At 71.6% G+C, this 22,578-nt stretch carries 18 protein-coding genes; 7 read left to right on the plus strand and 11 right to left on the minus strand.

Going from position 1 to position 22,578, the window contains the following annotated elements; genetic code table 11:
• Positions 1–284 precede the first annotated feature (284 nt).
• From ABZX22_RS10365 to ABZX22_RS10390, 6 genes are all read right to left on the minus strand, one after another.
• The gene (locus ABZX22_RS10365; RefSeq protein ID WP_354907345.1) at positions 285–3,815 is read right to left on the minus strand and encodes an AAA family ATPase; all 3,531 of its coding nucleotides are present in this window, start codon (positions 3,813–3,815) and stop codon (positions 285–287) included.
• 33 nt (positions 3,816–3,848) lie between these two features.
• Positions 3,849–4,283, minus strand: coding sequence for a GNAT family N-acetyltransferase (locus tag ABZX22_RS10370; RefSeq protein ID WP_354907346.1), 435 nt, complete (start codon positions 4,281–4,283; stop codon positions 3,849–3,851).
• A 79-nt stretch (positions 4,284–4,362) separates the two neighbouring features.
• Positions 4,363–5,499, minus strand: a complete 1,137-nt coding sequence (locus tag ABZX22_RS10375) for an acyl-CoA dehydrogenase family protein (RefSeq protein ID WP_354907347.1) — start codon at positions 5,497–5,499, stop codon at positions 4,363–4,365.
• A 6-nt stretch (positions 5,500–5,505) separates the two neighbouring features.
• The gene (locus ABZX22_RS10380) at positions 5,506–6,411 is read right to left on the minus strand and encodes a hydroxymethylglutaryl-CoA lyase (RefSeq protein WP_354907348.1); all 906 of its coding nucleotides are present in this window, start codon (positions 6,409–6,411) and stop codon (positions 5,506–5,508) included.
• Between the two features lie 5 nt (positions 6,412–6,416).
• Positions 6,417–8,477: a biotin carboxylase N-terminal domain-containing protein gene (locus ABZX22_RS10385; RefSeq protein ID WP_354907511.1), complete on the minus strand. Its 2,061-nt coding sequence runs from the start codon at positions 8,475–8,477 to the stop codon at positions 6,417–6,419.
• Between the two features lie 2 nt (positions 8,478–8,479).
• The gene (locus ABZX22_RS10390) at positions 8,480–10,000 is read right to left on the minus strand and encodes a carboxyl transferase domain-containing protein (RefSeq protein WP_354907350.1); all 1,521 of its coding nucleotides are present in this window, start codon (positions 9,998–10,000) and stop codon (positions 8,480–8,482) included.
• A 38-nt stretch (positions 10,001–10,038) separates the two neighbouring features.
• On the opposite strand from ABZX22_RS10390, the gene ABZX22_RS10395 reads away from it, so the two are divergent.
• The 4 genes from ABZX22_RS10395 (at position 10,039) to ABZX22_RS10410 (ending at position 13,006) form a co-directional block, all read left to right on the plus strand.
• Entirely contained in the window at positions 10,039–10,617 is a 579-nt protein-coding gene (locus ABZX22_RS10395; RefSeq protein WP_354907513.1) for a TetR/AcrR family transcriptional regulator, read from the plus strand.
• A 93-nt stretch (positions 10,618–10,710) separates the two neighbouring features.
• A complete protein-coding gene (locus tag ABZX22_RS10400) occupies positions 10,711–11,172 on the plus strand; it encodes a PadR family transcriptional regulator (RefSeq protein ID WP_354907351.1) in 462 nt (153 codons plus the stop codon).
• A complete protein-coding gene (locus tag ABZX22_RS10405; RefSeq protein ID WP_354907352.1) occupies positions 11,169–12,134 on the plus strand; it encodes an ATP-binding cassette domain-containing protein in 966 nt (321 codons plus the stop codon). The genes ABZX22_RS10400 and ABZX22_RS10405 overlap by 4 nt, the downstream gene beginning before the upstream one ends.
• Positions 12,131–13,006: an ABC transporter permease gene (locus ABZX22_RS10410; protein ID WP_354907354.1), complete on the plus strand. Its 876-nt coding sequence runs from the start codon at positions 12,131–12,133 to the stop codon at positions 13,004–13,006. The genes ABZX22_RS10405 and ABZX22_RS10410 overlap by 4 nt, the downstream gene beginning before the upstream one ends.
• 77 nt (positions 13,007–13,083) lie before the next feature.
• Here the strand turns inward: ABZX22_RS10410 and ABZX22_RS10415 are convergent, their stop codons facing one another.
• Positions 13,084–14,445 (minus strand): hypothetical protein, encoded by a 1,362-nt coding sequence (locus tag ABZX22_RS10415; protein ID WP_354907355.1) that lies wholly within the window; start codon positions 14,443–14,445, stop codon positions 13,084–13,086.
• 188 nt (positions 14,446–14,633) lie between these two features.
• Between ABZX22_RS10415 and ABZX22_RS10420 the strand changes: the two genes are divergently transcribed.
• A complete protein-coding gene (locus tag ABZX22_RS10420; protein WP_354907356.1) occupies positions 14,634–16,853 on the plus strand; it encodes a thiamine pyrophosphate-dependent enzyme in 2,220 nt (739 codons plus the stop codon).
• An 81-nt stretch (positions 16,854–16,934) separates the two neighbouring features.
• Here the strand turns inward: ABZX22_RS10420 and ABZX22_RS10425 are convergent, their stop codons facing one another.
• From ABZX22_RS10425 to ABZX22_RS10435, 3 genes are read right to left on the minus strand one after another with little or no spacing between them, the layout of a single operon-like run.
• On the minus strand, positions 16,935–18,029 hold the full coding sequence (locus ABZX22_RS10425; RefSeq protein ID WP_354907357.1) for a magnesium and cobalt transport protein CorA: 1,095 nt from the start codon (positions 18,027–18,029) through the stop codon (positions 16,935–16,937).
• 10 nt (positions 18,030–18,039) lie between these two features.
• Positions 18,040–18,513, minus strand: a complete 474-nt coding sequence (locus ABZX22_RS10430; protein WP_354907359.1) for a nuclear transport factor 2 family protein — start codon at positions 18,511–18,513, stop codon at positions 18,040–18,042.
• Positions 18,514–18,528: 15 nt separating this feature from the next.
• Positions 18,529–19,431, minus strand: coding sequence for an amidohydrolase family protein (locus ABZX22_RS10435; RefSeq protein ID WP_354907360.1), 903 nt, complete (start codon positions 19,429–19,431; stop codon positions 18,529–18,531).
• A gap of 92 nt (positions 19,432–19,523) precedes the next feature.
• On the opposite strand from ABZX22_RS10435, the gene ABZX22_RS10440 reads away from it, so the two are divergent.
• On the plus strand, positions 19,524–20,240 hold the full coding sequence (locus tag ABZX22_RS10440; protein ID WP_354907361.1) for a M50 family metallopeptidase: 717 nt from the start codon (positions 19,524–19,526) through the stop codon (positions 20,238–20,240).
• Positions 20,241–20,298: 58 nt separating this feature from the next.
• Here ABZX22_RS10440 and ABZX22_RS10445 read toward each other — a convergent pair whose 3' ends face one another.
• Entirely contained in the window at positions 20,299–21,375 is a 1,077-nt protein-coding gene (locus tag ABZX22_RS10445) for a winged helix DNA-binding domain-containing protein (protein WP_354907362.1), read from the minus strand.
• 277 nt (positions 21,376–21,652) lie between these two features.
• Here ABZX22_RS10445 and ABZX22_RS10450 point away from each other — a divergent pair, with 277 nt between their 5' ends.
• Entirely contained in the window at positions 21,653–22,573 is a 921-nt protein-coding gene (locus ABZX22_RS10450; RefSeq protein ID WP_354907363.1) for an ATP-binding cassette domain-containing protein, read from the plus strand.
• The last annotated feature ends 5 nt before the right edge of the window (positions 22,574–22,578 follow it).

The raw sequence follows: 22,578 nt of genomic DNA on the forward strand, positions 1-22,578 counted from the left end.
AAACACGACCAGAAGGACAAACCGGCTCTCCCCTTGCCTGAGGCGACGCCGCGACGAGGGCGCCGTCGCGGATACTGGCCACGTACGAGCGCCTCCCCCGGCACGACACCGAGGAACGAGAGAACCTCCACGCCCGAAGAGCCGAGCCAGAAACCCATGGCGTCACCCACCTTCGCGAACACCGAACGAGGACGCCCTTCGACACGGTCCGGAGACCGATAGAACCGTCCCCGCTCCCGCAGCAGGACACAGACCGGGAAACGGCGACGCCTGGCAGGGAGCGGTCAGGAGGCGAGGGTGTCGAACAGGTGGAGGCGGTGCGCGGTGGCCGCCGCCTCCCCGCGGGACGAGGCGCCCAGCTTCGCCAGGATGTTGGAGACGTGGACGCTGACCGTCTTCACCGAGATGAACAGCTCGCCGGCGATCTCCTTGTTGCTCTGCCCGTCCGTGACCAGCTTCAGCACCTCGAACTCCCTGGCGGTCAGCCCCAGCCGGTTGTCCTCGACCGGTTCCTCCCCTGTCAGCGAGACGCGGGCGCGTCTGGCCAGCGAGTCGATCTCGGCCACCAGCGGTGCGGCGAGCAGGCGTTCGGCCAGCGGCCGGGCCGCCGACAGCCGCTCGGCCGCCGCCTCCCTCGCGCCCGCGAGGCCTCCCGCATGACCACCCACGTGGCCGCCCGCCGGACCGCCGGCGTGGCCACCCGAAAGATCGCCCGGGCGATCACCTGCGAGACTGCTCGCCGGACCGGCGGCGTGGCCGTCCGAGAGACCTCCCGCCTGGCCCCCCGCCGGACCGCCGGCGTGGCTGCCTGAGAGACCACCCGCGTGGCCGCCTGACAGGCCGCTTGAGTGGCCACCCACGAATCCGCCCGCACGGGTGCCCGTGGCACCCGCCGGGTTGGTGGCGGGGTCGGCGACGGCGGCGCGCGCCGCGCCGAGCAGCGCCATGGCCTGCCGGTACGGCTGGCCCAGCGCCCCCCACACCTGCGCCGCCGCGTCCCACACCGTCAGCTCACGCGTCAGCGACGCCTCGAAGGTCAGCCGCCAGGCCCGCTGGAGGTCGCCCTTCGCGTCGACCTCGGCCGCGATCTCCAGCAACGACGCCAGCAACTCGTCGGCGGACGGCACAGGCCCCTCGGCAACCTCACCGCCATACCGCCCCCCAGAGCCGGCCGCCTCGGTACCGCCGACCCCCGCCCCGAACTCAGGAGCACGCCCGGCGGCGCCATACCGCTCCCCCGCGTGCGGTACCTCGCCGGCCCTGCCACCGCTGATGCGCGCACCGGACTCAGGCGCGCCACTGGCCCCGGCACCATAGCGCGCCGCCGACTCAGAAGCGCCATCCGACCCGGCGCCGCCGTACCGCGAGCCACCCTCCACAGCACCGCCCGACCCGAAACCGCCATACCGCGCCGCAGACTCAGGAGCACCGCCCGACCCCGCACCGCCGTACCGGACGCCGGACCCCGGGGCACCGGTCGAGCCGGTGTGGCCGGACAGGCCGTGGGGTGGTGGGGTGGTGAGGGCCTGGATGGCGGTGAGCATGAACGGCCACGCGTAGCGGGGGTTGCCCGGCAGGTCCTGGGTGCGCAGCGCCCGCGCGATCACCTCGAGCGCGGCCTCCTGCCGCCCCTCGGCCAGCTGGATCGCCAGTTCCCTGCCGAGGTTGGGCAGCACGGTCTGGTCGCGGTAGAAGCCCACCGACAGCAGCCCGGCGGCCTCCTCGAACAGGGCCCGCGCCCGTGCGGTGTCGCCGCGGGCGAGTGTGATGTCGAGGGTGAATCCCAGCAGGCTGGCCCGGTACGGCGGCGGCGGCGCCAGGTCGAGCGCGTGCTCGATGACCTCCAGCGCTTCGTCCCAGCGGCCCAGGGAGACCAGCGGCTCGGCCAGGTTGATCGCCAGGAATGCGCCCGAGGTGCGGGCCAGGCCGTAGTCCTCGGCGCCGGCGATGCCCCGCCTGGCCACCACGGTGGCCGCCTCGTGCCGGCCCCAGCCCTCCAGCGTGTCGGACTCGGAGATGGCGGCTCTCATCAGCGCGTTGTAGGCGCCGGCCGTGCCGGCCACCCGCCTGGCCTCGGTGTAGCCGTCGAGCTGCTGGTCGGCCTCGGCGTTGTGGCTGTCGGCCCAGGTCAGCGTGATGAGCGCGTGGGCCTCGGTGGTGGCGTCGCCGATCTGGCGGGCGATGCGCAGCGCCTCCTCCGCGTGGGCGACCTTCTCCGCCCACAGGTCGGGCGTGTTGAGCATGCGGGCCAGCGCCTCGAGGATCTTGGCGCGCAACGCCGTCGGCGGCGAGGCGGGCACCAGGCGTGCCGCCTCGCGCAGGTCGTCGACGTATCCGCGGCGGCCGAGGTCGTAGCGGGCCAGGCCGCGGTGGCGCAGCAGTCTGGCGGTGGTGATCGGGTCGGTCTCGGCGTCGACGAGGCGCAGGGCCGCCCGTGACAGCGAGATGGCCCGTTCGAACTCGCCCGCCAGGTGGGAGACCATGATCTTGGCGCGCAGCACGTCGATGTAGGAGGTCTGGATGAGTTCGGCGGCGTCGGGCACCTGCTCCCACAGGTCGATGACCCTGCTGAGCATCCTGAGCTGTTCGTCGTAGGCGGTGGCCTTCCGCGCCGCGGCCGCCGCCCGCCATGCGCTGAGCAGCGCGGGCCTGACCTCGTGGGCGGCGTGCCAGTGGTGGGCCAGCTCGATCGCCGCCCTGGTGGCGGGCAGCAGCGCCGGGTGGTCCTCCAGGGTCCTGGCGTAGCGGGTGTGCAGGCGGGTGCGCTCGCCCGGCAGCAGGTCGTCGTGGACGGCTTCGCGGATCAGCGCGTGTCTGAAGGCGTAGCCCTCGCCGTCGACGACCAGCACGTTTCCGGCGACGGCCGGGCGCAGCGCCCTGGACAGCGCCCCGTCGTCGAGCCCCGCGACCGCGGTCAGCAGCGCGTGGTCGATCCGCGCGCCGCCCGCGCTGGCCACCCGCAGCAGCTCCTGGGTGTCGTCGGGCAGCCGTTCGACGCTGGCCAGCAGCAGGTCGCGCAGCGAGTCGGGGACGCTGTCGTGGCCGTCGCCCGCCAGCAGCGCCTCGACGAACAGCGGGTTGCCCTCGCTGCGGGAGTAGACGTCGTCGATGTCGAGCCGGCCGGGCAGCCCGCCGAGGATGCCGACGGCCTGCTCGATCACCTCGCGGCGGCTCAGCCTGCGCAGTTCGAGGCGGCCGACCCACTCGACCCTGCCCAGCTCGGCCAGCAGCGGCCGCAGCGGGTGGGTGCGGTGCAGGTCGTCGGCCCGGTAGGTGACGACGATCAGCAGGGGCAGGTCGGAGCGCTGGTAGCGGACGAGGAAGGACAGCAGGTCGCGGGTGGAGCGGTCGGCCCAGTGGGTGTCCTCCACGATGAGCACGGTGGGCTCCCGCTCGGCCAGCCCCTCGAGCAGCCCGAGGACCTGCTCGAAGAGCCTGGCGCGCGCCTCGGGCCCGTCGCCCTCCGGCTCGCCGAACTCGGGCAGCAGCCTGCCGAGGCCCCGGGTGGAGCCGCCGGGCACCATGGCGGCGATCGCGTCGCGGCCGAGGTCGCGCACCAGCTTGCGCAGCACGGCGGTGAAGGGGGCGAACGGCAGGCCGTCGGTGCCGAGCTCGAGGCAGCCGCCGACCAGCACCCGCGCCTCGGTGACACGCTCGGTGAACTCCCTGATCAGCCTGGTCTTGCCGACGCCGGCCTCGCCACCGATCAGGACGGTCGACGACATGCCGGCGCGGGCCCGGCCCAGCGCCGCCTGCAGCGCGGCCAGTTCGTCGGCGCGGCCGACGAACAGGGGGCTCACCGTGTTGATGCTCACGCCCAACAGGATGCCATCAGCCGCAGACGGAACTCAGCGCAGCACCTTGCGGTAGAAGCTGGCCGACTGCTCGTACCCCAGCGCCCGGTAGAACTCGGGGGCGCGGCGGGTGGCGAGCGCGACGTAGCCCGCCTCGCGCTCGCGCGCCCAGACCTCGAACTCCTCCAGCAGGCCGCGCCCGATGCCCTGCCGTCGGAAGCCGGTCTGCACCATCGCCTCCTCGACCCAGGCGACCGGCCCGTTGGCGAACAGGGTGAGGTGCACGAAGCCGAGCAGGTAGCCGTGGACGCGGCCCTCGACGACGGCGGTGAGCACCAGCGCGTCCTGGTTGGCGAGCAGTTGCGGGAAGGCCTTGTCGAAGGCCGCGCGTTCGGGCCTGAAGGTCAGCCCGAACTCGCGGGCCAGCGCGAAGATCTCGTCAGCGTCGCTCGGCTCCGCCCTCCGTATGTGCAGATCGTCTGAGGTCATGAGGTGGACCATAGATCGTTCCCGCTGGGTCGTCCAATCCGGAACTCCGGGAACACGAGCATATGTCCTCTATCGGACCTCAGAGATCCGCCAGGCCGAGCTGCCTGGCGATCAGCATGCGCTGCACCTCGCTGGTGCCCTCGCCGATCTCCAGGATCTTCGCGTCGCGGTAGAAGCGGCCCACGGGGAACTCGTTCATGAAGCCGTAGCCGCCGAAGATCTGGGTCGCGTCGCGGGCGTTGTCCATGGCCGCGTTGGAGGAGACCAGCTTGGCGATGGCCGCCTCCTTCTTGAACGACCTGCCCGCCTCCATGAGCGACGCGGCGTGGTAGTAGGCCAGCCTGGCGGTGTGGGCGCGTGCCTCCATGTCGGCGACCTTGAACTGGATGGCCTGGTAGTGGCCGATCGGGTGGCCGAAGGCGCGCCGGTCGCGCACGTAGCGCAGCGACTCGTCCACGCAGCCCTGCGCGAGGCCGACGCTGAGCGCGGCGATGGCGACGCGCCCCTCGTCGAGGGTCTGCAGGAACTGCGCGTAGCCCCTGCCCCGCTGGCCGAGCAGGTTGGCGGCGGGCACGCGGCAGTCGGCGAAGGACAGCTCGCGGGTGTCGGAGGCGTTCCATCCGACCTTGGAGTACTTCTTCGAGACGGTGAACCCGGGGGTGCCGGACGGCACCAGGATCGTGGAGATCTCCCGCTCGCCGGTCAGCGCGGCGACGGCCACGACGCCGGTGATGTCGGTGCCGGAGTTGGTGATGAACGCCTTGGTGCCGTTGATCACCCATTCGTCGCCGTCGAGCACGGCCGTGGTCCGCATGCCGCCGGGTACGTCGCTGCCGCCGCCCGGCTCGGTCAGGCCGAAGGCGCCCAGCACGCGTCCCGAGGTCAGCTCGGGCAGCCACCGGGCCTTCTGCTCGGCCGTGCCGAAGCGGTAGATGGGCATGGCGCCGAGGGAGACGGCGGCCTCCAGTGTGATGGCGACGCTGGAGTCGACCCGGGCGAGCTCCTCCAGGGTCAGGCACAGCGCGAAGTAGTCGCCGCCCATGCCGCCGTGCTCCTCAGGGATGGGCAGCCCGAACAGGCCCATGGCGCCCATCTGGCGGACGATGTCGTAGGGGAACTCCTCGCGCTCGTAGAAGTCGCCGATCACGGGGGCGACCACGTCGCGCGCGAAGGCCTCGACGGTCTTGCGCAGCTCTTCGTACTCGTCGGTGAGCATGGTTCTTCAGCCTTTCGAGAGGGCCTGGACGACCCGGGACGGACTGGGACGGCCGAGCCGTTCGGCGAGCCAGACGCTGGTGGCGACGAGCTTGCCGAGGTCGAGTCCCGTGTCGACGCCGAGCCCGTTGAGCATCCACACCAGGTCCTCGGTGGCGAGGTTGCCGGTGGCGGACTCGGCGTAGGGGCAGCCGCCGATGCCTCCGGTGGAGGCGTCGACGACGGTGACGCCGGCCCTGAGCGCGGCGAGCGTGTTGGCCAGCGCCTGGCCGTAGGTGTCGTGGAAGTGGACGGCGAGCCGTTCGGGTGAGGGGAAGGCCTCGATGAGCGCGGTGGCGTGGCCGGGGGTGCCCACGCCGATGGTGTCGCCGAGGGACAGCTCGTGGCAGCCGAGGTCGAGCAGCCTGGTGCCGACGCGCACGACCTGCTCGATCGGCGTCGGCCCCTCCCACGGGTCGCCGAAGACCATGGAGACGTAGGCGCGCACCTTGACCCCCGACTCCAGGGCGCGGGCGACAACCGGTTCGAACATCTCGAACTGGCTGTCCAGGCCGCGGTTGAGGTTCTTGTTGGCGAAGGTCTCGGTGGCACTGGCGAAGACGGCCACCTCGTCGACGCCGCACTCCAGCGCCCGGTCAAGGCCGCGCTCGTTGGGGACCAGCACCGGGTAGCGGATGCCCGGCCGCCGCCGCAGCGTGGCCAGCAGCTCGCCGGAGTCGGCCAGCTGCGGCACCCACCTGGGGTGGACGAAGCTGGTCGCCTCGATCACGGTGTGGCCGGCGTCGGCCAGCCTGTCGATGAAGGCGGCCTTCACCTCGACGGGGATGACGGCCTTCTCGTTCTGCAGGCCGTCGCGCGGCCCGACCTCGTAGACGGTGACCCGCTCGGGCAGGCCGTCCAGCCGATACGGCATGCGGCTCACTCCTCGGAAGAGACGACGGCCAGCACCGCGTCCATGTCGACGGGCTGGCCCGCCCTGACCGGCAGCTCGGTGACGGTGCCCTGGACAGGGGCGGTGACGGTGTGCTCCATCTTCATGGCCTCGACGACGACCAGCGGCTGTCCCTCGCTGACCTGCTCGCCCGGCGCCACCTTGACCAGCAGGACGGTGCCCGGCATGGGGCTGCGGACGACCCCGTCGCCGCCGCCCGCGCCGCCCGGCCGGTCGCCGGGGTCGCCGATGCGGTGCCTGGTGAGTGTCCAGGCCGCGCCGTCGCGCCCGAGCCAGAGGGTGTCGCCGTCGCGGACCATCACGAACCGGAGGGCGCGGCCGCCGAGCGTGACGGCCAGCTCCCCGCCCTCGGTCACCGCCCTGGCGGCCACGACGCCGTCACCCGGAAGGAGCGCCTCGGCGCCGGTGCCCGAGAGGCGCGCTCCAGCGCCGGTGTCCGAAAGGCGCACTCCGGCGCCGGTGTCCGAAAGGCGCACTCCGGCGCCGGTGTCCGAAAGGCGCACTCCGGCGCCGGTGTCCGAAAGGCGCACCTCGGCGCCGGAGGCGGGCAGGCCGCGGACCTCCACCTGGTGAACCCCGTCGCGCGACTCCAGCCGCCAGGTCGTCCAGGCAGGATCGCCGATCCGCCAGCCGTCGGCGATCTCCCACGGGTCGGTGGCGGGCGGCGTGGTGTGGAAGGCGAGCGCGGCGGCGGCCAGCGCGTCGGCGGGCACGTCCGCGCTCAGCGCCAGCTCGGGCAGCACCCTTTCGACCAGGCCGGTGTCGAGCCTTCCCGCCACGACGTCCGGGTGGGCGGCCAGCGCCCGCAGGAAGGGGATGTTGGTCGTCACGCCCAGCACGCACGTCTCGGCCAGCGCCCTGTCCAGCGACCGCAGGGCGGCCTTGCGGTCCTCACCCCAGGCGACCACCTTCGACAGCATCGGGTCGAAGTCGCTGCCGACGACCACGCCTTCGGCCAGGCTGGAGTCGACCCTCGCGGTCGAGGGCTCGCGCAGCGCCAGGACCCTGCCGCCGGTCGGCAGGAAGCCGCGGGCGGGGTCCTCGGCGTAGACGCGCGCCTCCACGGCGTGGCCGCGCAGCCGTACCGACTCCTGGCCGAACGGCAGCGGCTCGCCCGCGGCCACCCGCACCTGCAGCTCCACCAGGTCAAGGCCGGTGACCAGCTCGGTGACGGGGTGCTCGACCTGCAGGCGGGTGTTCATCTCCATGAAGTGGTAGTCGCCGGAGACGCCGTCGACGATGAACTCGACGGTGCCCGCGCCGGTGTAGCCGACCGCGCGGGCCGCCTCGACGGCCGCCGCCCCCATGCCCTCGCGCATCGCCTCGGTGACGAAGGGCGAGGGCGCCTCCTCGATGATCTTCTGGTGCCTGCGCTGCAGGCTGCACTCGCGCTCGCCCAGGTGGACGGTGCCTCCGTGGGCGTCGGCGAGCACCTGGATCTCGATGTGCCGGGGGTTTTCGATGTAGCGCTCGATCAGCAGGGTGCCGTCGCCGAAGGCGGCCTCGGCCGTACGGCGGGCCGAGGCGAGCGCGTCGGGCAGCTCGGCCGCCGAGCGCACCAGCACCATGCCCTTGCCACCGCCGCCCGCGGACGGCTTGATCAGCGCGGGGAAGGCGCTCCACGTCTCGAGGTCGGCGCCGGTGCCGCCGGGCACGACCGGCACCCCGGCCGCCGCCACCGTCCGCTTGGCGCGGATCTTGTCGCCCATGGCCTCGATCGCCTCGGCGGGCGGCCCGATGAAGACCAGCCCCTCGGCCGCGCACCTGCGGGCGAAGGCGGCGTTCTCGGCGAGGAAGCCGTAGCCGGGGTGGACGGCCTGCGCGCCGGTGGCCCTGGCCGCCGCCACCAACGCCTCCATGTCCAGATATTTCGGGATCTGGAGGGCGTGGTCGGCCATGCGCACATGGAGCGCCGACGCGTCGGACTCGGTGTAGACCGCCACGGAGGTGACCCCCATGGCGCGGAGCGTCCTGATGATCCGGACGGCGATCTCGCCCCGGTTGGCGATCAGTACGGTGCTGAACATCATCACATCCGGAAGACGCCGTAGCCGACGGGTTCGAGCGGCGCGTTGGCCGCCGCGGACAGGCCCAGCCCCAGGACAGTACGGGTGTCGATCGGGTCGATCACGCCGTCGTCCCACAGCCTGGCCGTGGAGTAGTAGGGGTTGCCCTGGTGCTCGTACTGGGCCCTGATGGCGTCGGCGTCCGCGGTGCCGACGGTGGTCAGCACGTTGGCGGCCTGCTCGCCGCCCATGACCGAGATGCGGGCGTTGGGCCACATCCACAGGAAGCGCGGCGAGTAGGCCCTGCCCGCCATCGCGTAGTTGCCCGCGCCGAACGAGCCGCCGATCACCACCGTGAACTTGGGCACGCGGGCACAGGCCACCGCGGTGACCATCTTGGCGCCGTGCTTGGCGATGCCGCCGGCCTCGTAGGCCTTGCCGACCATGAAGCCGCTGATGTTCTGCAGGAAGACCAGCGGGACGCGCCGCCGGTCGCACAGCTCGATGAAGTGGGCGCCCTTCAGCGCCGACTCGGCGAACAGGATGCCGTTGTTGGCGATGATCCCGACGGGGTGGCCGTGGATGTGGGCGAAGCCGGTGACCAGTGTCGTGCCGTACTCGGCCTTGAACTCCAGGAAGCGCGAGCCGTCGACGATCCTGCGCACCACCTCGCGCACGTCGTACGGCGTGCGGGTGTCGGGGGGCACGATGCCGTACAGCTCCTGCGGGTCGAGGTGCGGCTCCTCGGCCGCCCGGCGCTCCCACGGCGGGGCGGCCTTGGGCGCGAGCGTGGCGACGATGTCGCGGACGATCGCCAGCGCGTGGGCGTCGTCCTCGGCCAGGTGGTCGGTGACGCCGCTGACGCGCGCGTGCAGGTCGCCGCCGCCCAGTTCCTCGGCGGTGACCTCCTCGCCGGTGGCGGCCTTCACCAGCGGGGGCCCGCCGAGGAAGATCGTGCCCTGGTTGCGCACGATGACCGCCTCGTCGCTCATGGCGGGCACGTAGGCGCCGCCCGCCGTGCAGGAGCCGAGGACGGCGGCGATCTGCGGGATGCCGCGCGCGGACATGGTGGCCTGGTTGTAGAAGATGCGCCCGAAGTGCTCGCGGTCGGGGAAGACCTCGTCCTGCCTGGGCAGGAACGCGCCGCCGGAGTCGACCAGGTAGAGGCAGGGCAGGTGGTTCTGCAGCGCCACCTCCTGGGCGCGCAGGTGCTTCTTGACGGTCATCGGGTAGTACGTGCCGCCCTTGACGGTGGCGTCGTTGGCCACGATCACGCACTCGCGTCCCGACACCCTGCCCACGCCGGTGATGATCCCCGCGGCGGGCGCCTGGTCGTCGTAGAGGCCGTTGGCGGCCAGCGGCGACAGCTCCAGGAAGCGGGATCCGGGGTCGAGCAGCCCGTCGACCCGGTCGCGTGGTAGCAGCTTGCCGCGCTCGACGTGGCGCTGCCTCGACCGCTCGGGCCCGCCCTTCGCGGCCTCGGCCAGGCGCTCGCGCAGCTCGGCCGCCAGCCGCTCGTTGACCTCGGCGTTGCGCTTGAACATGCCACGTAGGTTAATCATCATTAACGTCTGTGTCTAGAATGCGAGATGTGAGCACTCCTACCCGCAATCGCCGCGGCGAGATCCTGGAGGCCGCCGCGACCCTGTTCGCCGCCCGCGGCTACCACGGCGTGTCCATCGAGGAGCTCGGCGGCGCGGTCGGCGTGTCGGGTCCCGCGCTCTACCGCCACTTCAGCGGGAAGGAAGCGCTGCTGGTGGAGATGCTCACCGGCGTCAGCACGCGCCTGCGCGAGGCGGCGACCGCCGTGGTCACCACCGCCCACGACCCGCGAACCGCCCTTGAGGCGCTGCTGGACGTGCAGATCACGTTCGCGCTCGAGCAGCCCGCGCTCATCACGGTGCACGACAGGGAGCTGGGCAACGTGCCCGAACCGCACCGGCGCCAGATCAGGCGGCTGCAGCGGCTCTACGTCGAGGAGTGGGTGACCGTGCTGGCCGAGCTGCACCCCGCCTGCCCGCCCCCGCGGCTGCGGGCGGCGACCCACGCCGTGTTCGGCTTGCTCAACTCGACGCCGCACAGCGCCGGCGAGCTGCCCGCCGAGGCGATGCGCGCGCTGCTGCGCGGGATGGCGCTGGCCGCCTTCGACACCCTTGGTTAGCGGACATTAACACTCTCCCCCTTCCAGAAAACCGCTTGTTGCGCCAAATATCTAGATATATCGTTTAGGTATCTCGATAGTTGGAGTGCGACCATGCCGGATTTCGCACCGAGGGTGCGCAAGGGCGACGTGCGCGCCGCCCTGCTCAGCCTGCTGGGCGAGGAGCCCAAGAACGGCTACCAGATGATCCAGGACATCGAGCAGCGCAGCAGGGGCGTGTGGCGGCCGAGCCCCGGCTCGGTCTACCCCGCGCTCCAGCAACTGGAGGACGAGGGGCTGCTGGCCGGCGAGGACGCGGGCGGCAGCCGTACCTACCGGCTCACCGAGCAGGGGCGCAGGCATCTGCGCGAGCGGGAGGCGACGCTCGCGCCGTGGGAGCAGGTGGCGGGCTCGGTGCCCGAGGACCGGCACCAGCTGCGGCTGCTGTGGGCGCAGGTCAGCGAGGCGTTCGGGCACCTGGCGCAGACCGCCGACGACCGCCAGGTCGCCGCGGCCTCGCAGTTGCTCCGGCAGACCCGCAGGTCGATCTTCAAGATTCTGGCGGAGGGCGAATGAGTGCGGTCACGGTGAAAGACCTGACCAAGACCTACGGCAAGGTCGAGGCCGTCAAGGGCATCGACTTCGAGGTGCGGTCCGGGGAGGTGTTCGGCTTCCTCGGCCCCAACGGCGCCGGCAAGACCACCACGATCAGCATGCTGTGCACGCTGGTCAATCCGACGGGCGGCAGCGCCACGGTGGCGGGCCACGACGTGGTGCGCGAGCGCGACCAGGTCCGCCAGAACATCGGGCTGGTCTTCCAGGACCCCACCCTGGACGGCTACCTGACCGCCGAGCAGAACCTCCGCTTCCACGCCGAGCTGTACGGCGTGCCCAAGCCGCTGGTGGCCGGGCGCATCCAGCAGGTCATGGAGATGGTGGCGCTGTGGGACCGCAAGGACGCCAAGGTGATGACCTTCTCCGGCGGCATGAAGCGCCGGCTGGAGATCGCCCGCGGCCTGCTGCACTCGCCGCGCGTGCTCTTCCTCGACGAGCCGACCGTCGGCCTCGACCCGCAGACCCGGGCCGCCATCTGGGGCTACATCAACAAGCTGCGTCACAGGGAGGACATCACGATCTTCATGACGACGCACTACATGGACGAGGCCGAGTACTGCGACCGGATCGCCATCATCGACCACGGCGAGATCGTCGTCATCGACTCCCCCGAGGCGCTGAAGGCCAGTGTCGGCAAGGACAGGGTGCAGATCCACACCGGCGACGACGACACGGCGATCACCGCGCTCAGCGAGAGGTTCGGCATCGAGGCGGCCGTCCACGAGGGCGCGGTGACGTTCGCGGTGGCCTCCGGCGAGGAGTTCGTGCCGCGGCTGTTCGCCGAGCTCGGCCTGCCGATCAGGGCGGTGAGCGTGTCGCGGCCCTCGCTCGACGACGTGTTCATGTCCTACACCGGCTCGACGATCAGGGACGCCGAGTCCGGCACCGGCAACGAGTGGATGAAGGCGATGGTGAGACGATGACGACGACCGACCCCTCCACCCGCGACGACGTGGTGAGCGTGCGGATGCCCGCGCGCGGCCTGGCGCACGACCTGCGCGCGATCAAGGTGGTGCTGCACCGCGAGATGCTGCGCTTCGTCAACGACCGCACCCGCATGCTGTCGATGCTCATCCAGCCGGTGCTGTGGCTGTTCGTGATGGGCACCGGCCTCGGCACGCTGGTGCGCGGCTCGATCCCCGGCGTCGACTACCGCACGTTCATGTACCCCGGCATGATCTCGATGACGGTCATCATGACCGCGATGTTCTCCGCCGGGTCGATCGTGTGGGACAGGGAGTTCGGCTTCCTCAGGGAGATGCTGGTGGCCCCGGTCTCGCGCGGCTCGATCGTCGTGGGCAAGTGCCTGGGCGGCGCGGTGGTGGCCGTCGGTCAGGGCGTCGTCATCCTGGCGATGGCCGGCCTGGTGGGCGTGCCGTACTCGCCGGGGCTGATGGTGACGCTGCTGGCGGAGATGTTCCTCGCCGCGTTCACCATCACCGCCTTCGGGGTGACGCTGGCGGCCCGCATGCGCAACATGCAGACCTTCTTCGGGCTGATGCAGATGGCGATCATGCCGATGATGTTCCTGTCGGGCGCGATGTTCCCGCTGGCGAACCTGCCGTCGTGGCTGCACGTGCTGACCACCGTCAACCCGCTCACCTACGCGGTCGACCCGATGCGGCAGGCGGTCTTCTCCCACCTGTCCGTGCCCGCGCAGGCGCAGGCGGTGCTCAACCCCGGCGTGCGGTGGTTCGACTGGCAGGTGCCGGTGCCCGTGGAGCTGGGCCTGATCGCGCTGATCGGCCTCACTCTGCTCGGGCTGGCGGTCGCCCAGTTCAGGAAGGCCGAGTAGCCGGGCGGCCACCGGCCGGCGGGACCACGGCATGGAACGGGGCCCGGTCAGGAGACCGGGCCCCGTTCCGCCGTCGCCTACCTCTTGACGCGGACGTAGTCCCTACCGCTCTGCGAGCCGTAGGTGTCGGAGTCGCCGCTGAAGACGAACTTCCAGTAGCCCGACCTGTAGGCCTTCACCTTGGTGTACAGCTTCCCGCTGCCGGTCGAGCGGGTGGTCTTGACGTACTGCCACTTGCTCGAGCCCTTGGGCAGGAAGTACAGCGCGACCTTGGCCTCGTAGCCACCGCCGTCGACCAGGAGCGCGCCCCTGAACCGCAGGTACTTGCCGTACGTGACCGGCTCGGGGTAGGCGTTGAACGCGACCAGCTTGCTCCTGTCCTTCGCCGGCGGGGGCGGCTCGGCCACCCTCACCCAGTCGCCGGCGCTGCTGGAGCCGTCCACGCCCCGCGTGCCCTCGTACACCGCGCGCCACCAGCCGGAGGCCTGCGCGGTGGCGTCGGCCCAGAAGCGGCCGTCGCGGCCGGTCCGGTCAGCGGTCACCCGCTCCCAGCGCCTGGTGCCGTCGGCCTTGAACAGGATGACCACGTGCTGGCCGGGCAGCCCGTACCAGCCGCGCGACCCCTCGGCCTGCAGGGCTCCGGTGAAGACGAGCCTGTCGCCCTTGTCGACCGGCTCGGGGCGGGCGTCGAAGCCGACGATCCTGCTGTCGCGGGAGCCGGCCCTGACGTCGACCCTGTCGGTGTCGCTGACCGAGCTCTTGGCGCTCGCGTGGCCGCCGAACTCGGCCCGCCACCAGCCGGTGGCCTCGGCCGTCACCTTGGTGGCGAACCAGCCGCCGCGACCGGTGTCGACCGTGGTGACGTGCCGGTAGGCGTCGGTGCCCTTCTCGCGGAAGGTGATGGTGACGCGCTGCCCGCCGTAACCCTGCCAGCCGCCGCGCTCGACCTGCAGCCGGCCGGAGACGGAGATGCGCTCGCCCTTGGCGACCAGGTCGGGGTGCGCGCCGAAGTCGACGAGCCTGGTGTCCGAGGCCGTCTTTCTGACCTCGACGCCGAACGTGCCGTCAGTGGACCTCTCCCCGCCCTGCCCGTCGTGGGCGATCGTCAGGAAGCTCCACCGGCCCTCGCTCTTGGCGTCGAAGGTCTTCTTGCCCGTCCACCTGGTCCACTCGCCGTGCGGCGAGGCGGTCAGGTCGACCGGTGAGCCGACGCTCACGTCGCCAGGGGGCTTGAGCTGCAGCTCGGCCTTGCCCGCGCCCTTGGTGGTGAACGAGAACGTCGCGGTGACCTGCTGGTCCCCGGTCACGACGATGGGTGAAGGCGAGACGTCCACCTTCGAGATGCTCGGTGCCGCCGCCGCGGTCGCGGGGGACGTCAGGGCCAATGCCCCTGCTCCCACCGCCAGCGCCACGGCGGCCGCTCGGAAGCGTTGCAACATTCGGGTACTCCATTCCTTTACCCGTGGTTGAACGCGGCATGAGGGTGCCACGTCGTACGTAAAGTAGACGTTTTGGACAGGCAAAGCGTTTGAGATGTTGACAAACTGTCATTCAGATCAGTCAGACAAGAACCTGGTCCTCGCGTTCGGGCAGACGAAGACCCCATGCGCGGGACATAATCGGGCTTGTGGCGCGCGACACTGTTGAGACTCATTTCACCGAAGCGGTTGCGACGCTCAAGGCGGGCGCTCGCCGAGATCCGGCCCAACCCGTCAGAGACGGCACCACCCTGACCGGCCAACGCTGCCGTGAGCTGTTCGACCGGCAGCTGGGCAGCAGGCTCCTCGACGTGGCGGCCAGATGGTTGCGGGCGCAGAACGAGGGCTTCTACACCATCGGATCGGCCGGGCACGAGGGCAACGCCGCCGTGGCCGCGGCCGTCAGGACCACCGACCCCGCCCTGCTCCACTACCGCTCCGGCGCCTTCTACCTGACCCGGTCGGTCATGGCGGGACGCCTGCCCGAGCAGGGGCTGCGCGACGTGCTGCTGGGGCTGACCGCCTCGGCCGAGGAGCCCATCGCCGGCGGCCGGCACAAGGTCTTCGGCCACCCCGACCTCGCGGTCATCCCGCAGACCTCCACGATCGCCAGCCATCTGCCGCGCTCGGTCGGCGTCGCGCTGGCCATCGAGCGGGCCAAGGCGATCGGCCTCGAGACGGCCTGGCCCGCCGACGCGATCACGATCTGCAGCTTCGGCGACGCCTCCACCAACCACGCCAGCGCGCTGTCGGGGTTCAACACCGCCGCCTACGCCACCTACCAGGGCCAGCCGCTGCCGATCCTGTTCGTCTGCGAGGACAACGGCCTGGGCATCTCGGTCCGCACACCCAGGGGATGGGTGGAGACGGCCGCCCGCCGTCCCGGCATCGAGTACTTCCAGGCCGACGGCTGCGACCTGGCCGAGACCTACGACGCCGCCGTCCGCGCGGCCGACCACGTCCGCTCGACCCGCTCGCCCGCCTTCCTGCACCTGAGCACCGTGCGGCTGATGGGCCACGCCGGTTCCGACGTGGAGTCCTCCTACCGGACCCAGCGCGAGATCCGCGCCGACCACGAGCGCGACCCGCTGCTGCGCACCGCGGCGCTGCTGGTCGAGGCGGGGCTGGCCACGCCCGAGGAGCTGATCAAGCGCTACGAGTCCGAGCGCGAGCACGTGCTGCGGACGGCGCTGGAGACCACCCGCACCGCCAAGCTCACCTCCGCCCGCCAGATCGTCGAACCGCTGGCACCCCGCCGGTCCGAACTGATCGCCAAGATCAGCCCGGTCGCCGCCGAGCCCTCGGTCAGGGAGAAGGCCTTCGCCGGCCAGCTTCCGGAGAAGGACAAGCCGCTCACGCTGTCCCAGGCGATCAACCGCACGCTGACCGACGCGCTGGCCGTCTATCCCGAGATGATGGTCTTCGGCGAGGACGTCGCCAAGAAGGGCGGCGTCTACGGCGTGACGCGCGGCCTGCAGAAGCGCTTCGGCGCCGCCAGGGTCTTCGACACGCTGCTGGACGAGCAGGCCATCCTCGGCCTCGCGCTCGGCTCGGGCGTGTCGAAGCTGCTGCCGGTGCCCGAGATCCAGTACCTCGCCTACCTGCACAACGCCCTCGACCAGATCCGCGGCGAGGCGGCGACGCTGTCGTTCTTCTCCCGCGGCGCCTACCGCAACCCGATGGTGGTGCGAGTGGCCGGATACGCCTACCAGAAGGGGTTCGGCGGCCACTTCCACAACGACAACTCCATCGCGGCGCTGCGCGACATCCCCGGGGTGGTCATCGCCTCGCCGTCCAGGCCGGACGACGCCTCGGCGATGCTGCGCACCTGCCTGGCCGCCGCGCGCACCGAGGGCTCGGTGTGCGTGTTCCTGGAGCCGATCGCGCTGTACAACACGCGCGACCTGTTCGACGAGGGCGACAACGGGTGGCTCGCGCCGTACGCGCCGCCGTCCCGGTGGGCCGAGACGCACGTGCCGATCGGGCGGGCGCGCGGCTACGGCGACGGCCGCGACCTGACGATCGTGACCTACGGCAACGGCGTGCGGATGAGCCTGCGGGCCGCGGTCAGGCTCACCCAGGACGGCGTGAGCTGCCGGGTGCTCGACCTGCGCTGGCTGGCGCCGCTGCCCGTCGAGGACCTGATGCGGGCGGCGGAGCTGACCGGCAAGGTGCTGATCGCCGACGAGTGCAGGCGCACCGGCGGCGTCTCCGAGGGCATCGTCACCGAGATGCTCGACGCGGGATTCACCGGCCAGATCGCCCGGGTGACCTCGGCCGACAGCTTCATCCCGCTGGGCGAGGCGGCCAACCACGTGCTGCTGTCGGAGGTGGAGATCGAGCAGGCGGCCAGGAAGCTGCTCAGCTGAGCGTGCCGGGGGTACGGCAGGCGGCCCGCGCGGGCCGTACCCCCGGGCTCCGCGGCCCGCCGACGGGGTGAGGCTCGCCGGTCACAGCCAGTCGCGGCGTTTGAAGACCAGGTAGAGGACCAGGCACACCGCCGCCATGAGCACCAGCGCGAACGGATAGCCGACCGCCCAGTGCGTCTCCGGCATGTGGTCGAAGTTCATGCCGTAGATCGTGCCGACCAGGGTCGGCGCGAACAGGATGGCCGCCCAGGCGGAGATCTTCTTGACCTCCTCGCTCTGCGCGTAGCTCGCCCTGGTCTGCTCCTGCGCCACCAGCGTCGAGTTGATCACCAGGATGTCCTGCAGGAGCTGGCGGAATCCGGCCACCCGCTCCGAGACGGTGATCGCGTGGTCGGCCACGTCGCGCAGGTAGCTCTGCAGTTCCTCGTTGACCCCGTACTTCGGCGCCCCCGCGATGAACCCGTCGATCATGGGCAGCAGCGGCCTGGTCGCCCGCTGGAACTCGATGACCTCGCCGGACAGCTCGTAGACCCGGCGGGAGACCGAGGGGTCGCCGCCGAAGACCTGCACCTCGATCTCCTCGATGTCCTTCTGCAGCCCGGCCACGACGGGGGCGCAGCCGTCGACCACGGCGTCGAGGATCGCGTAGAGCACCGCCTGGGGGCCCTGGCGCAGCAGCTCGGGGTCGGACTCCATGCGGCGGCGCACGGCGGCCAGGTCGGGCGACTCGGCGTGCCGTACGGTGATCACGAAGTTGGTGCCGACGAAGACGTGCACCTCGCCGAAGGCGACCTCCTCGACGTCGTCGAGGTAGGTGGCGGCGCGCAGCACCACGAACAGCATCTCGCCGTAGCGGTCGGCCTTCGGACGCTGATGGCCGACGATGGCGTCCTCGAGGGCCAGCTCGTGCAGGCCGAACTCCTCGGCGAGCTTGGCCAGCTCCCAGTCCTTCGGCCGGTAGAGGCCGATCCACGCCATGCTGCCGGGGGTCTTCTTCAGGCTGTCGAAGGCGTCGGCCAGCGAGGCGGGGGTGCCGATGCGGTGCCCGTCGAGGTAGAGGGCGTTGTCGATCACAGTCGGCCGGTACGGCGAAGCCTCGCCGGAGCGCGGATCCATCGAGTGCTCGGGGGCGGGCTCGCGGACACCGCTGCGCAGGAAGCTCCTCATCCGTGCCATACCGGACCTCCTAGGACAGCTGGAATTCGTTGAGAGCCTGGTGGGCGTGATCGCGGATGGTCTTGCGGAACACGGGCGTCCAGCCGAGCAGCGGCCCCGCCGGCCTGCCGAGCGCCATCTTGGACCAGTGGCGGAAGTCGAAGTCGTCATGGTGGCGGACGATCAGGCCGTCCTCGAAGCGGAAGAAGGCCTTCACCTCGTTGACGACCTCGCGGCCCGTGGTGGTCAAGGTATAGCGGGCGATCCAGTGGCCGCTACCCGCGGAGGAGGAGGCGGCGAGGTCGCGGTAGGTGACCACCATGCCGCTTCCCGTGGCCAGCAGCAGCCGCCACCTGGCCATCACCCGGTCGCGGCCCTGCAGCTCCTGGAAGAGGGGGTCGCCGAAACTGACGTCGGGGTGGTAGCAGCGCTCGATGGTGCCGGTGTCGCCCTTGCTGAGCGCCGCGAAGAACGTGGTGAGCAAGGCCACGTGCCGATCGTCCATGATGTCCCCCTCTGTTTAGATCATGCGTTTCGCATTCTCCCAGCAGACCGCGCGCAGCCAGTCATCGCCCAGACCGAGTCTGTCCAGGCCGTCGAGCTGGTGGGCGTAGGCGTACGGAATGGTGGGGAAATCGCTGCCGAGCAGCACCTTCCCCGCAAGACCCAGTTCACGCAGGCGCGGCCGGAGCGCGTCGGGGAACGGCGCCAGCCGGGCGGCGAAGTCCGTGAACGCCATGGTGGTGTCGAGCGCGACGCGCTCGTGGCGTTCGGCCAGCGCGAAGAAGTCCTCGTACTCGGGCATGCCGAGATGGGCGATGACCATGCGCAGGCGCGGGTGGCGGCGCAGCACGCCGGCGACGGGCTCGACGCCGACGCAGCCGCCGGCGACGGGCACGGAGCTGGCGTGCACGACGACGGGGACGCCGGCCTCGGCCAGCAGTCCCCAGACGGGGTCCAGTTCGGGCATGCGAGGGTCGAAGGCGCCCGCCTGGAGATGGATCTTGAAGATCGCGGCGCCGTCGTCGAGCGCCTGCCGGACGTAGCCCAGGACGCCGGGCTCGGGGAAGAAGGTGGCCGACGGCAGGCACGCGGGGACCTTGCGGGCGAAGTCCAGTGTCCAGGCGTTGAGGTCGGCGGCCATGGCGGGCCGGTGCGCGTAGGCGAGGGCGGGGAAGGCCCGCACCCCCATGGCGGTCAGCAGGTCCACGCGCTCGCCGACCGGCTGCCGGTAGCGGATCTGCCAGCCGTCGCCCATGAGGGGGCCGCCGTGGTCGAAGTGATGCCAGACGCGGCGTTCCATCCGCTCGGGCAGGAAGTGGACGTGCAGGTCGATGAGACCGGGCAGGCCGAGCGCCTGCCACCAGGCCGGAACGGCAGAATCTTCTTCTATCGCCACATCGGCGACCTTACCCCTGGTCACCTCCGCCCCCCCTTCGCCGGCCGGACGGCCCTGTCAGGTCGAGCGAGCATCCGATCAACAGGAAGAGGGCCGACCGGAAAGGGTCTGGCTTGATGGACAAGCTATGGGCCCACCTGGTCGAGGCACAGCCGCCACCCGAGCTGTGGGTCGTGGCGCTCTCGGCCCTGGCCGCCTTCGCGATCGTCGCCTACCGCCCCTCGTGGCACCTTTCACGCGGCCTCGTCACGATCGCCCACGAGGGCGGCCACGCGCTGGTGGCGTTGCTGAGCCGCCGCCAACTCCAGGGCATCCGCCTGCACTCCGACACCTCGGGCGTCACCCTCACCCGGGGCAGGCCGACGGGCCCCGGCATGATCTTCACCGCGCTCGCGGGCTACCTCGCCCCCTCCCTGCTGGGCCTGGCCGGCGCGTGGCTGACCGCCGAGGGCCGGGTCACGCTGCTGGTGTGGAGCGTGCTCGGCTTCCTCGTCTGCATGCTGCTGCTGATCCGCAACCTGTACGGCGCGCTGATCCTGCTGGTCACCGGCGGCGCGGTGTTCGCCCTGTCGATGTACGCGCCGGGCGACATCCAGATGATCGTGGCGCACGTCGCGGTGTGGTTCCTGCTGTTCGGCGGGGTCCGGCCGATCCTCGAGCTGCAGCACAAGCGGCGCAGAGGGCAGGCGCCCGACTCCGACGCCGACCAGCTGGCCCGGCTGACGTTCCTGCCCGGCGGCTTCTACGTGCTGTTCTTCCTGCTGGTGGGCGCCGCCTCCGTGGCGGGCGGGGCCTGGCTCATGGTCCCCGTCACCGAGCTCGCCTGGTGGTGACCGAAGGGCTCCACAGCGGCTGACCGCCCGCTGCTCGCCCGGTCGAAGCCGCTGCGCGTCAGGGGCGCGGTGAGCCGCTGAGGAAGGCCCGGACGTCGGCCGCCTCCGCCGCCCACCCACCCGCCGCCTCCGGCTGCTCGAAGGGGGCGAGCGTCACCTGCTCGCCCTTGCGCGACCAGGTGCCCTCGATGACGCCGTCGGCCAGCATGAGCGGGCGCAGGATGCCGCCCCCGGGGAACACCGCGCGCCGGTGCCGCTCGTCCAGGATCAGCGTGCGGTCGGCCCACCCGAGGAGGTACTCGTCGAAGGCGGGCGCCAGCCGTACCGCAGGGACGCCCTCCTGCCCGCCCGGCCCTGGGCGCGGGCAGGAGGGGCCGGGCGCTGAGTCTGGACGGGCGGCGGCGGGGACCGTCCGCAGGCGGGCGCCACCGCGCGGGGCGTCCTCGAGGCAGGCGGCGACCAGGCCGAAGGCGGCGCGGGCCGTCCCGAGTGGCAGGCCCGACCAGGCGGCGAGGTCGTCGGGGGTGGCGGGGGCGTGCGCGCGCAGGTAGCGCCGGGCCAGCTCGGCCAGCGCCGTGTCGCGGTCGGGCTCGAAGGCGAGGGGCGCGCCGAACCAGTCGGCCGTGTGCACGTAGGTGGGTTTGCCGCGGCGGAGCGGCCCCAGGACGGCCAGGCCGTGGAAGGCGGCCAGCGCCACCAGGTGGACGACGCCCTGCCCGGTGGCCCGGCCGGCGAGCCTGTCCTCGAGCTCGGCCTTGGTGAGCGGGCCCTGCCCCGCGAGGGCGCGGTCGATCAGGGCGAGCAGGTCGTCGCCCGCCACCCCCTCCTGGGCCAGCCTGCGCAGGGTGCCGGTGTCGTTGCGGGTCAGGGCCAGCAGCCACGGCAGGTCGTCGCGGTGGACGAAGTGGAGAGTGCCGCGCGGCCCCCACACCCTGACGATCTCGCGCGCCTGCCAGGCGGCCTCGACCTCCTCGACGGTGACCGTGGCGGATCGGGCGCGGAAGGCCAGCAACGCCGAGGGGACGTCCTGCGCCTGGACGGCGAGCAGGTGGCCGACCATCTCACCGGCGCCGAGGCCGGGCGGGCGGTGCAGCAACTGGGCGGACAGGCGGGCGCTGCGCAGGTCGTCGGGCACGGGCGAGAGCTTAGAGGCGGGCACCGACAAAGCCACGCGTCGCGCGACATACGCCTATGTCCCCCCGGCACCGGGCCTCACCCTGGCGCCATCCGGTACCTGCCGGGCGGTCACGTCAAGTGAAACGCAACCAATCCGAAAGTGTGATTTGTCACTTTATGTCCGATATACGCCCCCCTGGGGGGGTCGGCGGTGCATCACCACGGCCGCCTTCACGGAAGACCCCGGCGTCCTGAGCCTCCTGCGGGCAACCGGCGCCACACCTCGGAGAGATCAGATGATACAGACACAGCGGCTCACCAAACGGTTCCGCGCGACCGTGGCGGTGGACGACCTGTCCATCGCCGTCGAGCCGGGAAAGGTCACCGGCTTTCTCGGGCCCAACGGCTCCGGCAAGTCGACGACCATGCGCATGATCATGGGCCTGGCCCGCCCGACCAGCGGATCGGCCACGGTGAACGGCCGGCCGTACCGCAAGCTGCGCCACCCGCTGCGCGAGATCGGCGCGCTCCTGGACGCCGAGGCCGTCCATCCCGGCCGTTCTGCGGCCAACCACCTGCTGTGGATGGCGCAGACCAACGGCCTCCCCCGCTCCCGGGTCGACGAGGTCCTCGGCCTGGTGGGGCTGTCAGGCGTGGCCGGCAAGCGGGTCGGCGGCTTCTCCCTCGGGATGAAGCAGCGCCTGGGCATCGCCGGCGCGCTGCTCGGCAACCCCGGCGTCCTCGTGCTCGACGAGCCGCTGAACGGCCTGGACCCCGAAGGGATCCTGTGGGTCCGCACGCTCATCCGGTCCTTCGCCGCGCAGGGCCGGGTCGTCTTCGTCTCCAGCCACCTCATGAACGAGATGCAGGACACGGTCGATCACGTCGTCGTCATCGGCAGGGGACGGCTCATCGCCGACGCGTCCATGAAGGACTTCGTCGCCGGCAACTCGCTGGAGGCGGTGCGCCTGCGCTCCCCGCACGCGTCGATGCTCGGCCCCGTGCTGGTGGAGGCGGGGGCGCGGGTGAGCGTGGAGCCGGACGGCTCGCTCACCGTGACCGGCCTCTCCTCGACCCGCGTCGGCGACCTCGCCCTGGCGGCAGGGGCGGCGCTGCACGAGCTCTGGACCCGGACGGAGTCGCTGGAGTCGGTGTTCATGAAGCTGACCCGGCAGAGCCTCGACTACCAGGCGAGCCCGGCCCCGGCCCGGGCGTGAGGAGC

Source organism: Nonomuraea sp. NPDC003804 (assembly GCF_040610675.1).
Lineage (GTDB): Bacteria > Actinomycetota > Actinomycetes > Streptosporangiales > Streptosporangiaceae > Nonomuraea.